Annotated in this window: 15 protein-coding genes; 8 read left to right on the top strand and 7 right to left on the bottom strand. The window is 45.8% G+C overall.

The features are described from left to right. Nucleotides 1–3: 3 nt before the first annotated feature. Nucleotides 4–633, bottom strand: a complete 630-nt coding sequence (locus CPIN_RS28825) for a conflict system bpX4 domain-containing protein (protein WP_012793413.1) — start codon at nucleotides 631–633, stop codon at nucleotides 4–6. 193 nt (nucleotides 634–826) lie between these two features. On the opposite strand from CPIN_RS28825, the gene CPIN_RS28820 reads away from it, so the two are divergent. The 4 genes from CPIN_RS28820 to CPIN_RS28805 all read left to right on the top strand — a co-directional run bounded on the left by CPIN_RS28820 (nucleotide 827) and on the right by CPIN_RS28805 (nucleotide 4,728). Beyond that, nucleotides 827–1,594, top strand: coding sequence for a 3-keto-disaccharide hydrolase (locus CPIN_RS28820; protein WP_012793412.1), 768 nt, complete (start codon nucleotides 827–829; stop codon nucleotides 1,592–1,594). Nucleotides 1,595–1,752: 158 nt separating this feature from the next. Beyond that, nucleotides 1,753–2,766 (top strand): sensor histidine kinase, encoded by a 1,014-nt coding sequence (locus CPIN_RS28815; protein WP_187294701.1) that lies wholly within the window; start codon nucleotides 1,753–1,755, stop codon nucleotides 2,764–2,766. A 1-nt stretch (nucleotide 2,767) separates the two neighbouring features. After that, entirely contained in the window at nucleotides 2,768–3,544 is a 777-nt protein-coding gene (locus tag CPIN_RS28810; RefSeq protein ID WP_012793410.1) for a LytR/AlgR family response regulator transcription factor, read from the top strand. A 416-nt stretch (nucleotides 3,545–3,960) separates the two neighbouring features. Further along, nucleotides 3,961–4,728: a hypothetical protein gene (locus CPIN_RS28805; protein ID WP_044219932.1), complete on the top strand. Its 768-nt coding sequence runs from the start codon at nucleotides 3,961–3,963 to the stop codon at nucleotides 4,726–4,728. A gap of 80 nt (nucleotides 4,729–4,808) precedes the next feature. Here the strand turns inward: CPIN_RS28805 and CPIN_RS28800 are convergent, their stop codons facing one another. After that, entirely contained in the window at nucleotides 4,809–5,513 is a 705-nt protein-coding gene (locus CPIN_RS28800; RefSeq protein ID WP_012793408.1) for a DUF4397 domain-containing protein, read from the bottom strand. Between the two features lie 236 nt (nucleotides 5,514–5,749). Here CPIN_RS28800 and CPIN_RS28795 point away from each other — a divergent pair, with 236 nt between their 5' ends. Then, entirely contained in the window at nucleotides 5,750–6,562 is an 813-nt protein-coding gene (locus CPIN_RS28795; RefSeq protein ID WP_012793407.1) for an alpha/beta fold hydrolase, read from the top strand. A 22-nt stretch (nucleotides 6,563–6,584) separates the two neighbouring features. Further along, entirely contained in the window at nucleotides 6,585–7,409 is an 825-nt protein-coding gene (locus tag CPIN_RS28790; protein ID WP_012793406.1) for a hypothetical protein, read from the top strand. A gap of 281 nt (nucleotides 7,410–7,690) precedes the next feature. Here CPIN_RS28790 and CPIN_RS28785 read toward each other — a convergent pair whose 3' ends face one another. Together CPIN_RS28785 and CPIN_RS28780 are read right to left on the bottom strand one after the other, a co-directional pair. Further along, complete coding sequence (locus tag CPIN_RS28785) at nucleotides 7,691–10,141, bottom strand: alpha/beta hydrolase family protein (RefSeq protein ID WP_012793405.1); 2,451 nt, start codon at nucleotides 10,139–10,141, stop codon at nucleotides 7,691–7,693. Between the two features lie 97 nt (nucleotides 10,142–10,238). Then, nucleotides 10,239–11,162 (bottom strand): diacylglycerol/lipid kinase family protein, encoded by a 924-nt coding sequence (locus CPIN_RS28780; protein ID WP_245552043.1) that lies wholly within the window; start codon nucleotides 11,160–11,162, stop codon nucleotides 10,239–10,241. A gap of 37 nt (nucleotides 11,163–11,199) precedes the next feature. On the opposite strand from CPIN_RS28780, the gene CPIN_RS28775 reads away from it, so the two are divergent. After that, the gene (locus CPIN_RS28775) at nucleotides 11,200–12,210 is read left to right on the top strand and encodes an App1 family protein phosphatidate phosphatase (RefSeq protein WP_012793403.1); all 1,011 of its coding nucleotides are present in this window, start codon (nucleotides 11,200–11,202) and stop codon (nucleotides 12,208–12,210) included. A 21-nt stretch (nucleotides 12,211–12,231) separates the two neighbouring features. Beyond that, nucleotides 12,232–12,963 (top strand): DUF481 domain-containing protein, encoded by a 732-nt coding sequence (locus CPIN_RS28770; RefSeq protein ID WP_012793402.1) that lies wholly within the window; start codon nucleotides 12,232–12,234, stop codon nucleotides 12,961–12,963. A 5-nt stretch (nucleotides 12,964–12,968) separates the two neighbouring features. Here CPIN_RS28770 and CPIN_RS28765 read toward each other — a convergent pair whose 3' ends face one another. From CPIN_RS28765 to CPIN_RS28755, 3 genes are all read right to left on the bottom strand, one after another. Then, nucleotides 12,969–13,532, bottom strand: a complete 564-nt coding sequence (locus CPIN_RS28765) for a cysteine hydrolase family protein (protein ID WP_012793401.1) — start codon at nucleotides 13,530–13,532, stop codon at nucleotides 12,969–12,971. A gap of 29 nt (nucleotides 13,533–13,561) precedes the next feature. Then, on the bottom strand, nucleotides 13,562–14,833 hold the full coding sequence (locus CPIN_RS28760) for an MFS transporter (protein ID WP_012793400.1): 1,272 nt from the start codon (nucleotides 14,831–14,833) through the stop codon (nucleotides 13,562–13,564). A 71-nt stretch (nucleotides 14,834–14,904) separates the two neighbouring features. Further along, nucleotides 14,905–15,522, bottom strand: a complete 618-nt coding sequence (locus CPIN_RS28755) for a TetR/AcrR family transcriptional regulator (protein ID WP_044219926.1) — start codon at nucleotides 15,520–15,522, stop codon at nucleotides 14,905–14,907. Nucleotides 15,523–15,611: the final 89 nt, after the last annotated feature.

Raw genomic sequence — 15,611 nt, 5'->3', positions numbered from 1 at the left:
TTGTTATGAAGCGGTAAGGTCAATTTTAAATTGTGGCCAGAACTGTGCGATGTGCATACCAAGGGCTTCTACCACCAGTGGGAGGCATAGCGGATGCTGGCATTTCTCATAATCTTTTGCCAGGATAATCCGGTCGATGTAAGTGCTTTTCAGCGAGGGATGTTCCAGTATGCTAGACAATCCTTCGGTGGAGACTTCAGGAATGGTGGCGGCGGACAGGGGCCATTGTGCAGCCAGTACGACGAGTATTTTTACCAGCGGGTCTTCCGGGGAGATTCCTTTTGCGAGCAGGAATATGTCCGGTAGGTACCGCAGACAAAGATCTGCGGAATAAATAGCCGCAGGCGTTTGTTCGCCGTCAAAAGGAGGCAGATAATGCTTTAATTCAGCCGCTTCCAGGTGTCGTAGGAGCAGGAACTGGATGGTCCTGTACAGATAAGCGGCAGCCCAGAGGGCGGCTTTTTCATTATAGGGGGGCGCCTGTCCCGGCATGTCGTTGATATCGTCGGTATAGTATTGTTGGAGGTGTATCCGTGCCAGCCGAATCTCTTCCTCGTCAAAATCCTGCAGCACATGAGCAACCCTTACTTCTCCCTTGTTAATGAGCGATGATATGAATTCACTTAGTGTCATTGTCTTAATGTGTTGGCGCAGGTGGTATACGGGCAAGATAAGGACTTATAGAATTATATACAAATATATTGATATATGGATGGCTGATATATAGGGTGCCGGCATTATCTTCCTGAAAAAAGACTTAAAAATGATGACTGGATTGTTATTTGTGATATCTATTTTTAATTTAGGGAATTAAATTAAAGAGATCATGTACAAGAAAACGTTAACAACAGCTGCTGCTGTTGTGCTCTCAGCCACGTTATTTGCGCAGTCGAAGCCTGAAGACACGGAAGTATGGGAACCGGTTCCAACAGTTGTTACACCCGGTAAAACAACCACAGATGCGCCATCAGATGCGATTGTATTATTCGACGGCAAAAGCCTGGACCAGTGGGTGTCCGTAAATAAACCGGATCAGCCGGTAACCTGGAAAGTAGCGGGTGGTATCTTCACTGTAGATAAGACATCCGGTAACATCCAGACAAAAAGGTCTTTCACGAACTATCAGTTGCATGTTGAATGGCGTGTGCCTAAAAATATAACCGGTACCGGACAGGGCAGGGGTAACAGCGGTCTGTTCCTGGCGTCTACAGGTGCTGGAGATGATGGTTATGAGTTGCAGATCCTCGACAACTTCAACAACAAGACATATGTAAACGGTCAGGCAGCCAGTATTTATAAGCAAACTGCTCCGCTGGTGAACCCTAACCGTAAACCAGGTGAGTGGCAGACTTATGACATCATCTGGACGGCTCCCCGTTTCAACAGCGATGGTTCTTTACAGTCACCTGCCCGTGTAACCGTATTCTTTAACGGTGTACTCGTACAGAACAATACTGAACTGCTCGGACCTACCAAATACATCGGTAAAGCTTCTTATGATAAAGCACATGGCGCCTGCCCGATCAAATTGCAGTCCCATGGCGATAAGAGTGAGCCGCTGAGCTTCAGAAATATCTGGATCAGAGAATTATAGTCTGTTACAGACGGCCGCAATCCCGTATTGCAGCAGTAAATCGCTTTCGCCGGCCGGCGAAAGCGATTTTTTATTTCACCCCTCTCTTTTACAGCTTCCCCCTTATTTTTTTATACATTTAGCACAGTTGCAGTTCATTTGCAGCTATGAATGAGCCAATGGGAAGAATGTTATACATCTATAGTTCCCTGTTTATTGCCATTGCACTGAATATTGCCCGTTTGCTTGCCTTAAAGGAAGACAGCGTTATGGCGAGATACATGCATTTCGATACCGGGGAATGGTTGTTTCAGACGGGGGCCAGTTTCCTGTTTTGTCTGCTGGTATTCCTATTGGCAGCACACAATTTTCAGGGGCCATTCCGCAAATGGACATGGGGCCGGGAAGGTCGCACCGTTTTATTGCTGCTGCTGTTATTTTTTTGCTTTACGGCGATCTGTATCGGGATACAAAGGCGTGTATTCGGACAGGGCTTATTGCCGGGTAACGGCATCGGCATGAAATTCATGTTGATTCTCATACTAGCAGGTATTGAACTGAAAATTGTGAATATCCTTCGTATGGCAAGATTCAGCGAACTGGAAAACGTTCGTCTGCGTAACGCGCATCTCAAAACGGAACTGGAACTGCTGAAAGGTCAGTTACAGCCGCATTTCTTTTTTAATGCGCTGAGCAGTCTTTCGGGTGTGGTGAGGGAAGATCCGGCAAAGGCCCAGTATTACATTAACCAGCTATCCAGGGTATTCCGTTATTCTCTACAGCGTGAGGATGATCACCTGGTGTCGCTGAAAGAAGAACTGGACGCGGTACGCGCCTATGCAGCATTGTTGAAGATGCGGCATGAGGCAGGTTTTGAACTGATCATCGATATTCCCGATACGCTGCTGACAGATAAACTACCACATATGTCGCTGCAACCGCTGATGGAAAATGCCCTGAAGCACAATGTTGTGACGGTTGGGAGTCCTTTGCTGGTCATCATTACGGCAGAAAAGAACGGAAACAGTACCTGTCTGCTTGTCCGTAATAATCTGCAACCTTTATCATTTTACCCGCCAGGTACGGGTATCGGGTTATCAAATCTGAATGAGCGTTACCGGATATTACTAGAGAAAGAAATCAGTATTAATAAAACGGCAGCTGATTTTATTGTAAAACTACCATTGAAATAATATGTCCTTACGTGTCGCGATCATAGAAGACGAACCGGCCACCGCCCGCAACCTGCGTTATATGATACAGGATGTGGCGCCGGATAGTGAAATACTGGCCATATTGAGTGGTGTGGGAGAGGCGGTGGAATGGCTGCAAAGCCATATGCAGCAGTGTGACTTGTTGCTGATGGATATCCGGCTGGGGGATGGACTTTCTTTTGATATTTTCACAAAGATGGAAGTTACTTTGCCGGTGATCTTTATTACTGCATATGATGATTATGCATTACAGGCATTTAAAGCCAATGGCATCGACTATATTCTGAAACCGGTGGATGAAGATGATCTGAAGCATGCGATCGCAAAATTCAAACGCTTACGTCAGCCACTCACGGATACTACGGGATATGAAGTTCTGCTGAAGATGGCTGCGGGAATGAGGGAAAGCCCGGTAGCCTACAAACAATCCTTTCTCGTGCATAACCGCGATAAGCTATTACCATTAGCCGCAAGTAATATAGCGTGGTTTTACACTGCCAACGAACTGGTATATGCCGGGACCGCAGATAAGAAGGAATTCATTATTGATTTTACACTTGAACAGTTGCAACAGCAGTTGGATCCGGCTATTTTCTTCCGTGCTAACCGGCAGTTTATTGTACAACGTTCCGCTATACAGGAAGTAGATTTCTATTTTAATGGTCGTTTGTTACTGAAGGTGAATCCTCCGGCAAGAGAGCAGATTCTGATCAGTAAAGCGAGGGGTGGAGAGTTTAAGAACTGGATGAATATATGAGGAAATTAAGAATTAAGAATTAGGAATTAAGAATTAGCGTGAATGGGCTGATTTGAAGGGAATTGGAAGAGGTGAGAAAGAGAATAAATTGCGAATTAATGATGTTTGGGAGTTTGAAAGGGCATTTCCTTGTAATTGCTAATTCTAAATGAATTATGAATTAGGTGTTTTAAGTAGTAAAAAAGAGCATGTTTTTTATCAGTGCTCTTTATTCCATATTGATTATCAGGAGAAAGTTTTATCACAATTGTCATGGGAACAATAGAATTGTAAAATATCCGTTTATATTATGATTTAAGATTATATTATTATAGATTTGTGAGGACAAGGAACCTGTAGCAAGCATTATCGTGAATGTAAAAGAAGCATCAATCATTAATATATCATCAACATTAAATTCCAAAATGTCGCAATCTATGAAAAGACAAAACCTCTCTTTCGCAAAGGGAAAATCTACACTATTGTTCCTGTTGGTAGCTGCCGGTATTGCTGTTGGCGTAACTTCCTGTTCTAAAAAGGATGATGACAAAAACACTCCAGGCGTAACCAGCGAAAATGCGGCTGTAATGGTAACTCAGTCTGTGACTGCACAGGGAGGTCTGACCGATCAGATCTCTTCTGCAACAATGGCTGTAACTAATCTTGAAGCAAGAAAAGCATCCGGTGGTAAACTGAGCGATTTCTGTGGTCAGTCTGAAAAAGATTCTCTAAAACTGGCGGGTGATGGTCAGAATTTCAGCTTTGACTATGCGCTGTACTGGACATATGGTCTGACTTGTCTGCAGGATATTCCTTCTGAGTTCAAATTCGATTATTCTGGTCGTGTTGCACTGGCAATGGAAAAATTCGCTACATCCAGCAAATTCGCTTCTAAATATACAGTGAGAGGTCTGAGCGCAAACAGTGCAAACTGGGAAATTTTCCAGACATATGACGCTACAGGCGATCTGACTTCTAAAACTGCTGAAATTCCTTCTTACTCCAGCGAAATTCACTACGAATCAACTAATATCAAGGTGAATAAAACAAGCCACGAAATTGTTTCCGGTAGCGCTGCTGTAAAGATCACAGGTAAAGACAGCAAAGGTAATGCATTCAGTTACCAGGGTATTATCACTTTCAAAGGTGGAAGAAAAGGTACTTACGTTGTAAACGGCGGTGGTACTTTCGAACTGCAGTGGTAATTATCTGAAAAGATAAAAAGAGAAAACCCGGTTGCTGTAGCGACCGGGTTTTTTTATGTAAGTGTGTATGATCAGATGTACTAGTTATTACCCAATACATTCAAGGCAAATGGTTGTTCCAATACGGGTGTCGGTGTTAATAAACCCTGTGCAACAACCGTATAAATCTTACCTGCTTCCAATACAATGCCCGTGCGGCTGATGGCAGTTTCTCCGCTGCTTGCATTATTTAGTTTCAGTGTGTAGGTTCCTGCTGCCATTTCTTTGAATTCAGTAGCGGTTTTGTAAGCTGTACCGGTGAACAGCAGACTATCATTCACCAGGAAGTTTACAGCAGGTGCATCGCTGCCTGCGTGTACGAAACGGATCTTTGCTTTACCACTGGCAGGTGCGCCCAGGTTATCTTCTGCCAGGATGCCTACGGTTGCATTGCCATCGGTTTCACCGGTCGCAAACAATGAGTAACTACCGCCTTTGAACTTAACAGGTGCAGATAATACCGTATTGCCGGTAGCGGTAGATTTAAAATCAAAAGTAGCATCACCATCCTTTACATTCAGGTAACCGGTAGCTTCGCCATAGCCGACAGCGGAAGCGGTGATCTTGCTGGATCCGTTGAATACATCTACAGATCCTGCGTCAGGTAAAACGTTTACAATTTTGACAGTTGCGTCCGGGTCCACAGTGGAATCATCATCATCTTTGCTGCATGATGTGAAAGTAAATAATCCTGTGAGGGCTAACATGGTTAACAGACCCTTGCTGGCATGATTCAGAGGCGTCATAATTCTGGAGCTTTAAAAATTGAACAATGATTTTACTCCATAAAAACATAAACTGTGCCATTGGAAATATACATGTGCCGTTTTACTGGTATAGTCCGCTGTTTAGTGGCAATTTTACACATCTTGTCCTGTCGTGTATGCTTTTTCTTCCTCAGATTATGTAAGTCTGTTTAACCACATAATTTGCGTATTTTAGCTGACAGTAAGGTATCCCCGTTTCTAATATTCCATATCGTATGAGCATCACAGCAAGTGTAACACAGAAGAATAATATACACGTCTGCGGTAACCAGGACGCAGCGCAAACAATCATCTTCGGCCATGGCTTTGGATCTGACCAGACGGCATTCGGTCCGCTGGTAAAGGCTTTTGAACAGGATTATAAGATTGTGTTGTTTGATAACGTGGGTGGTGGTAAAGCGGATATCGATGCTTTTAATCCTGCCCGTTACAGCAATATGCAGGGGTATGTGACTGACCTTTCGGATATCATTAAATCTTTACAGCTCTCCTGTATTATATATGTAGGGCATTCTGTGAATGGGATGATAGGACTTCTGACTGCGATTAAGCACCCCGATTGTTTTGATAAACTGATCCTGCTGGGTAGTAGTCCGCGATATTTGAATGATCCGACAAGTGGCTACACCGGCGGATTTGATATGGAAGCACTCAATGGTTTGTACAATGCAATGAGTACAAATTATTACGCATGGGCCAGCGGATTCTCCGCACTTGTCATGAGAAATGCCGACCGGCCTCACCTGGCGGAGGCATTTGCCGCATCCTTATCAGAGATCCGTCCGGATATTGCATTGTCAGTAGCAAAGGCTATCTTCGAAATGGATCACCGCGACGATCTGGGTAAATGTAAGGTGCCTTCTCTTGTCATACAGACTTCTGACGACGTAGCGGTACCCCTGATAGTAGGTGATTATCTGGCACAACATATACCCGGCAGTAAGAAAGTAAATGTAACCGCAACAGGACATTTTCCCCATGTGGCAGCGCCCCAGGAAGTGATCAGTGCTATCCGTAATTTTATATGACTACAACCAAACATCGCACATAGTGGTAAGCTGGGAACGAAAAGCATTGACTTTCATCAGTCAGACAAGTGAGTGGGACAGACGGGGAGACATCCGTACCTTTTTATCTTTCGGTATCTCGTTATTGCGTGAGCTGACAGGGGCCTATATGTCTTTGCAACTGGACTTTGAAGACAGCTATACGGCCAGAGTAACGGGCGCAACACCTTCTTATCTCGATGACCTTATCTTCAATCCGGGGCCGATGCATCAGCTGCTGGAAAAATCAGGGCAGCGTCCTCTCTACTGGACACAGATTCCCGAAAAAAACGCATTTGAAGACCTTTTTCAGGCACTTTCCTCAGCAGTAATCATACCAGTCAGGGCGGGCGAAGTAAACGCCTTAATCGTGCTGGGATGGAGTGATATTCATGCCTGTGATTCCTCCTTCCGTGAGTTCATGGACATTGTGCGTACACGGATAGAGGAAGTATGCCGCCATGCACACGTCGAACATACATCAGACAAGGTCATTACCCGTTATACATCTATTCTCAATACTTTATCAGAAGCCCTTGTCTTTATCGGAGGGGATGGTAAATCCGGTTGGATTAATATCGCGGCTGCACAGCTGCTGCAACTGGAACAGCCGGGAGAATATGCCCCTGCGGTCCTGTCAGGAGCGATGGCCACCTTGATCCAGCAGGCATTGAACAAAAGTGAGATTGCCGGACTGGCTATGCAGGCATTTGCATCGCCTGCCAGTCGTGTGGAGCATATGATCTGGAAGATGTCGGACAGGATTTTGGACGCGAGCTGTCTGCCGGTGGAAGGGAAGGGGAAGCTGTGGAAGATAATTAGGAATTAACAATTAGGAATTAGGAATTGAAATGCAGCGGAGATTGGAAGGGATGAGATTAAGATATTAAGAAATTAATTGCTTTTAATAAACAAAAAATGAGCCTGTATCAAAAGTAAGATACAGGCTCTCTTTATTCGGGTACCTGATGGAATCAGGTAGTCATTTAAGTAATTCTAAGGATGTTCATTTATTTTCGATACATCCTCATTTTTTGTTTAGGTTATTGATATGTAGCCTAATTGTGAGAGTAGGGACACATTAATTATTCAATTCCTAATTGTTAATTCCTAATTCCTAATTTGTTCTGCTTCATCCATCTTCCACGCATTATCATAGAACCCTGCTGTCTTCACTGCCTGAGTATTACCTTTCAGCAATTCTACATCAAAGATCATATAGTCGGGGAAGCCGCTACCACCAGCAAAATACTGGTTGGCATCCGCTGCGCGCATACCGGCTAATCCGGTACCTGCTACTACTGCAATAGCCGCTGTTTTGCTGTCTGCTCTCGGCCAGATGAAATAAGCGGCGAATCCTTCGCCATTGTATTCCTGTTTGCCGACAGTTACCTTACCACGGGCTATCTGTACAGGAGCCTGTGATAGCAATTGTTTCCAGGCTTTGTTTGTCGTAGCATTACCATAGATGATGATACCACGATCAGGATAGTTGGCCGCATTGAAGTCTTTATCTGCTATGATATCAACCGCGCCGTTGCCTCTGTAATACCAGGTTTCTGCATCGTAACGGGCTTTGTTGAGCGACCATTCATTTTCAGCTGGCAGACCTGCCGTGCTGTATACGAATACCATCCGGTGATTGAAGGCTTCTTTGAAGGTGCCGTTACGGACAGGGCCTTTATCGGTAGCCAGTGGGGCTTTACTGATCGTCCACTGTGCATCATGTTGGAGATATAGTAAGCTGTCACCATTCTGACGGGTGTAGCTGAGCGCCGGGCTACCATCCAGGGTGATGCTGAGTGCATTGCCAACCGGTATATCTTTCAGGTCGATTGCCAGTGTACGGATGTTGCTGGTGGTACCTGTTACCGCGTTGCGAGTATGGTTCCTGCTGAGCTGTATGCGGCTGTATTCCAGTGTATGTTGCTGTTGCAGGATGCGTACCCAGTGGTGTACGGCTGATATAGCCGGATTGGCAGTGGTGAAGTCGATCTCATTTACGCTGGTATCAGCAGGGATCGTGTGCCATTTGAAGTACTGGAATAAAGGTCCCCAGTCTACGCAGGTATCACCATACCAGTGCTCTCCGCCAGGATATTCATAATAGCTGAAGTCTTTATGGAAATCGGCCAGTATCTTTTTCATCTGTCGTGCATAATCAACAGAAACTACCTTGTCGCTGTCGCCATGCAGGATGTAAACGCCACCCGCTTTGTAGTTGGTCGCCAGTTTGAAAGTGTTGCTTGGGTTACTGGCTCTCAGCAGTATCTGTTCTGTGCTGTTACGCGGAGAATCTGGTATCAGTCCGTCAGCAGAGCCATAGCCCATCAGGGTAGGATAACCGGAGCAGGGAGCGATAGCAGCCCATTTACCAGCGTAGGTAGCGCCCAGGTACCAGGTACCATGTCCGCCCATGGAGTGACCGGTCAGGTATATTCTTTCAGGGTCAGGATGGAAGGTATTCAGACCGATATTCAGTACTTCCAGTGCATCCAGACGCCCCCAGTCTTCCCAGTTGAAACCACGCGGACGACGGTTGGTGGGCGCTACCAGTACACCCCAGTCTTTGTATTTATACGCGCTGGCCTGGTTGATCGCCTGTACCTCCGCACCGTGTACGGACAGGAAGAATGCAGGTGCTTTTACATCAGGATTGGCCTGTGGGGATACCGCATAATATTGTACGCTGCCATCGATATCGCTGACGAATGTATTGCTGTAGTGATCTTTGTTGGTCACTGCTTTCAGTGCAAAGGTCTTCGTATCTGCTACCTGTTTACCGCTCAGGGTCAATGTACAGTTGTAGCTACCATTAGCTGCCGTTGCAGAAGCGTCAAATCTGAAACCTACTTTACGTGTGCTCAGGGCCGCTACTTCGGGAATGGCGGTGGTCACTGTTTTACCGTTTACGGTTGCATTAACAGACAGTCCTTTGAGTGGCTGTGCAGTTGTATTTACTACTACCACAGCGCCTAACAGGTCGTTGTTATTATTACCTGCCACTACGAAAGGCATGGTGGAATCGGCGATGCTGATATATACCGGTTTTTCCGGGAAGAGCAGTTTGGCCTTGATGCCTGCACGACCCCAGCTACGACCGGTACGGATATAGAATTCGTTATTTCCCTGGCGCAGTTGCACCGGAATGTACATCCAGCCGTAGCGGTACATGTCTCCGGCGTGTGGGGTACCATTTACATATACCATCTGGTGACCGGAGATGTTCAGCACAGCAGTTTGTGCTTTGGGTGCATTGTAGGAAACATACAGGTAGCCGTTATTGATGCTGCGACCGGCAAAGGAGCCGTCGGCGCCGGCTGTAATTGTCTCCCATTGCTGGGCAGCGCCTTTTTCGTCCGGAAAGGAGGCAGCACCTTTCGCGGGTGTTTTCAGTTGTCCGTTACAAAGTTCATAGGCCAGCTGATCTGTGTACAGGGCTGTTCTGCCATATTGGTGGCAGGGACCGCTGATTAATCCATCTTTAAACTCGTACGTCTGTTGAGCAATAAGTCCATAACCTGACAGTAGAATTGCCAGGAGCAGTAGTATCTTCCGCATATAAATTATTTGTATACAAAATAGAAAGCAGAATACAATTGCCGGCAATATATTGACGGATGGATAGTAGATGGGAAGAACGGTTGCTGATATGATCTTAGCTGTTCTCTGCTGGAGGCGCAGGTACGATCACTTTAAGGGCTTTGGGCAGGATGGAGGCGGTCACTTCATTGATCTTGCCTCTGTATTCTCCGTCTATCTGGAAATGGGCTCTTTTACGGGTATGGATGGTCACCTGGCTGGCTTTCAGGATCTCTGTCTTGGCGGGATCAAACGGGCGGTGCCGGAACAGCATTTTCAGGAGTTCGGGGATAGATAATCTTCTCAGGATCACCACTTCGAATAAACCATCTGTCAGATCTCCATCCGGATTGATACAGGCGCCGGTACCGTACATACGCGCATTGGCCAGTACGATCATATGCGCCTGCCGGGTCAATTGCAGGTCTTTATTTTCGATACGTACGGCGAGGCGTTTATTCTGCCACAATGTTTTGAAGGAGGAGAGGGCATATCCGAGTTTCCCACGGATGCCACGTTGTTCGAAGTTCTTTACCAGCAGGGCGTTTAGTCCGACGTCGCTCAGGTGTATACATACGTCTTTTTTATTGATCCTGATAAGATCTATATTCCTTTCTACGGCTGGCGTTTCGTTGGTAATAAGGTGCAATACCTGTTCCCAATCGGCCGGTACACACAATTCCGTCGCCATACCATTCGCAGAACCAGTTGGCAGAATACCCAGCGGAATGTCTTTTCCCAGTAGTTCTTCTGCTACCATCTTCACGGTACCGTCTCCGCCGACCGCTATTACCTTGTCGGGGGCTATTTTTTTTATAATTGCTGTAAGTGACTGCTGTGGCTCGTCCAGCATGAAAAAGTGGACTTCTTCCGCGCGTTCGCGGAAATAATTTTTGATGAATGTTTCAGGATCGGCCTTCTTTTTGCCGCCTGAAACAGGATTGATCACAAAAAGGAGCCTGAGCCGCATAGGTGTTGTTTGCGCCATGTGCTTACTCATAAATTATACTTCTGTTCATTGCAAAATAAGCGCCTGAATGTCTGTATGGAATAAAATTCTACATCGGCTGGGTTTGGAAGCGCGGACGCACATCAAAGTTTATCATGGTGTGGGTGGCGCGGAACAAATGGAAATATTTGGTCATGTACTGGATCGTGGCCCCTTGCCACGCACGCATTACAGCCGCTTTTTCCTTGTGAATACATTTGCATTGATACGTTTGTTTATGGTAAAACCCCGAAAAGGCGCGACAGTGGAGCTTATATGGGAAGGAAAGGCTATACGCGCCGTTACGGAGACAGACGGCTTTTTTCATTTGCAATGGAAACCGGATGTCATGCCTGAAGCGGGTGATCATACTGTGGAAGTGACGATTGCAGATGTGGAGCAAAGTCCGGTAACGCGTGCAGTAGGTGTAGTGATAATTCCACATCGCAGTCAGTTCGGATGTATCTCAGATATTGACGATACTTTTCTCGTATCGCATTCCGCGTCGCTTTTCAAAAGACTGCATGTGTTATTTACCCGCAATGCCCGTACACGTAAGCCATTTGAAGGAGTCGTAAATCATTATCGCTTATTAAGCGATGCCGATAATAAAGGCAGATTGCCACGTCCATTTTTTTATGTGTCCAGCAGTGAATGGAACCTGTATAATTATATCCGTGAATTCTGCCTGATGCATGGTTTGCCGGAAGGGGTATTCCTGTTAAGTCAGTTGAAACCTTTACTGCTGTTACTCAAAAGCGGACAGCAGAAACATGCTACGAAGTTCACGAGGATCAGTCGTATACTGAAGCATTATCCGCATATGCGTTTTATTCTGCTGGGAGATGATACACAGGAAGACCCGAACATTTACGAGGCGATCACGAAGCACTTTCCTTCCCAGATTCTCGCTGTATACCTGCGCCATGTGCGTAACAGCCGTTATGCGGTCACACAGGAGGTGGCCGATGTGATCATGCGCAGAGGTATTCCCTGTTGTTATTTTAAACATAGCAGTGAAGCCATTGCTCATTCAAAAAAGATAGGACTGATTACGTGATTTAAAAGAATGTATTGATTTATGAAGTATGTTTTCGCGCTTTTACTGATATTGACCACTTTTACTACAGCTTCTGCACAATTCAGCGACTCCGTGCACTATTACGGCAAATTTGCTTCTATGGGCTCTATTAATACCACACAGGATGGCAGGGCATACCTGCTCAACAACAGTTTTAAAGTGGGTGTCAGCAAGAAGAAAATCTCACTGAATGGTAGTGGCGGATGGATTTATGGACAGCAGGATGGCACGCTGACCAATAATGACTTTGCATCCGCGCTTGACTTTAGTTTGTTCCGGTCTGTTCGCCAGATCTACTACTGGGGACTGGCTACATACGATAAAAGCTATTCCCTGAAGATCAATGACCGCTTCCAGGGAGGCGCCGGTATTGCCTATAATCTCCTGGATTCCAAAAAGGCGTATCTGTCGCTTAGCGACGGACTCTTATTCGAAACCAGCAACCTCTTTCTGGAAGACACCATTCCCGATATTTATCACACGTTCCGTAATTCTTTTCGCTTACTCTACAAGTTTGTGATACATGATATCGTGGTCATTGACGGGGCACATTTTCTGCAAAACTCTCTGTCGCTGGGCCGGGATTTCAATATCAAATCCACCTCCAATCTGTCTATTCTCCTGAATAAGTGGTTGAGTATTACTGCTACGCTTACTTACAATAAGCTCAACCGGACGGGGAGAGAGAACCTGTTATTCAATTACGGTCTGACGGTAGAGAAGTATTTCTGATACGATCAGGCATTATTCCATTCAGCAACTGTGATTACTTCGGACTGATGCGGGAATATCCTGTTCATTAAGAACTCGTGTACTTCTGTTTCGCGGTCTGCACAGCCATCGGACAATACAGTGATACGATAGTCTTTGTCGGCCGCTTCTCTCAGGGTAGACAGGACAACTCCGCTGGTTACTATACCAGTCAATACGATATGATCGATGTGTAAGCTTCTCAGCAGTACTTCCAGGTCGCTGCCGGTAAAGGCGCTGAAACGACGTTTTACAACTACCGGTTCCTGCTCCTGTGGAGTGAGGTCGGGATGTATGGCGGTGAAATCGGCAAAGTTTATATTGGAAAACCGTGCTTTGTTTTCTGTGAATACCTTGTTGTTGCTACTGATTTCAGGTGCGCCTTGTCTGAAACCGACGACTACATAGATCACCGGTACTCCTTTGCTGCGGGCGTTGCCGATCGCTTTGGCCACGTTAGCGGTAACGGCAGTGCCTTCCGGGAAGGAGGACAACATAGCGTTCTGCATATCCATTACCAGTAAAGCGGTGTTGTTTGTGTTGTTGCTCATGTTATTCGTTTTATGTTTAGTCTTCGTTTTTATACTTTATCGGTGACAATGTTTGCTGTTTCCAGGATTTCCTTTTTCTTCATTCGTTCCTGTTTGAGATAGCGGGAGAATATGACCATTGTGATGATGGAGATTGCTCCCTGCAGGAGCATGGTCCAGGGCGCTGATATCTGTTGCGATGCGGCGCCAGCTAATAAACTGCCTAGTGGCAGCATACCGAAGTATGCCATAGCTACATAACTCATGACACGGCCTCTCATACTGGCGGCGGCTTCTATCTGTATAATTGTGATACTGACGGTAGCGGGTGTAAGTGAGGCCACGCCAATAATCACCGCAAAAGGAAGGGCTGTCAGGAACGAGGTACATTGGGAGAATCCTATTAAACCAACACCTAATACGCCGATGCTGATCAAAAGAATGTTGGTAAGATCGGCGCTCTTTTTCAAAGCCGCGAGAAAGAAGCTGCCGGTTACAGCGCCGAATCCTACTGCACTGGCGATATAACCAAAAGTACGGGCGTCGCCATTAAAAATGGTTTTTGCGAAAACAGGTGTGAGGGTGTCGTACGGAAATACGAACATCGCCATACACATCATCAGTAAGATGATGGCGCCTATGCGCGGTGTTTGCCGCAAATAGCCGAAACCTTCTGATAGTTCGGCTACTACCTTCTTTTGGGTAGAAGGTGGTATGAAAGGCGGTAATTTTAAAAATAACAGGGATGCCAGTACGGCCAGAAAGCTCACTGCATTTAAGATAAAACAGGTATGTGCGCCGAATGATTGTAATACAATGCCGGAGAGGGCAGGACCGACGAGACGTGCGATGTTTACCATGGCGGAATTGAGCGCCAGTGCGTTAGTGATATCCTCCTTGTTACTGACCAGGTCATGTACCATGGGTTGTCTGGCGGGGGTATCAAATGCATTGACGATACCCAGGATAACGCTGAGCGCCATGATTTCCCAGATCATATAGTGATTGGTGAAGGTGAGTATCGCCAGTAAAACGGACTGTATCAGTGAAGCGGTTTGCGTGATCAGTAATATCTTCCTGCGATCATAGCGGTCGGATGCGATTCCTCCAAGCAAGGAGAACAGGAAAGAAGGAAACTGTTGTGCAAATACGGCGAGTCCGAGCATGGAAGCTGAGTGGGTGATGGAATAAATCACCCAGCTGACGGCGGTACGTTGCATCCAGGTGCCGATCTGGGAAGTGGATTGTCCGGCAAAGAACAATGCATAGTTTCTATTGCGGAATGCCCTGAAGGGATTGACTTTTTCAGCTTGTGTCGTCATATATTGAATCTGTTCCTTTCTTTACTTTTCGACACAATTTGATAAAGTGTCGAAACAGAGGCAAAAAAATATTAGTCTTTAATAGTCAGTATCGTCATGCGTACCAGCATATCAATAGCGGGTTCCATGCGAGCGTAGCTGTTTTCCAGGTACATCTCGCGTTTGAGTCCGCGCAGACTGCTCATAAATACATAAATGATCGTTTCCTGTGTTTTAGGGTCCAGTACAGCGATTTCGCCGTTCTGTGTACCCTGATCCAGGATATGATGTAATAACATGGCTTCTTCTTTCCTGATCTTCTTTTGAATGACTTGTTTCTTCTGTACGTACTGAGACATTTCATCGGCATTCATGCCGGTTTCCAGTGCATCGAAGAATGCTTTTCGTTTTCGGGATATTTTTGTTTTAGTAATACCGAAAGCGCGCAATTGTTGTTCGACAGTTGTTGCCTGTCCTACCATGCGGTTGATCTCTGTAAAGATTTCGTTGATTTCGGCGGTCATCACTGCATCAAAGACCTCGTCTTTATTCTTGTAGTAGTAATACAACGAACTTCTTCCCTTGCCGATCGCTTTGGCTACGTCGTCCATGCTTACCTTCTGATAACCATGTTTTTGAAATAGCTGTTGAGCGGCCTGCAGGATCTGCTGCTGCATGATATCTTCTTTCTGTGCGCTGTTCGCTGGCATGAGATGGTGATGTGATGCAAAGGTAAGGGAGTTTTCGACAAAAAAATAAAAAATGTCGAAAAGGGTAAAAGTCGATGTAGTTGTATATA

The sequence above is a fragment of the Chitinophaga pinensis DSM 2588 genome, from assembly GCF_000024005.1.
Lineage (GTDB): Bacteria > Bacteroidota > Bacteroidia > Chitinophagales > Chitinophagaceae > Chitinophaga > Chitinophaga pinensis.
The sequence above is the reverse complement of the archived record's forward strand: the minus strand, read 5'-3'. Positions and strand labels throughout refer to the sequence as shown.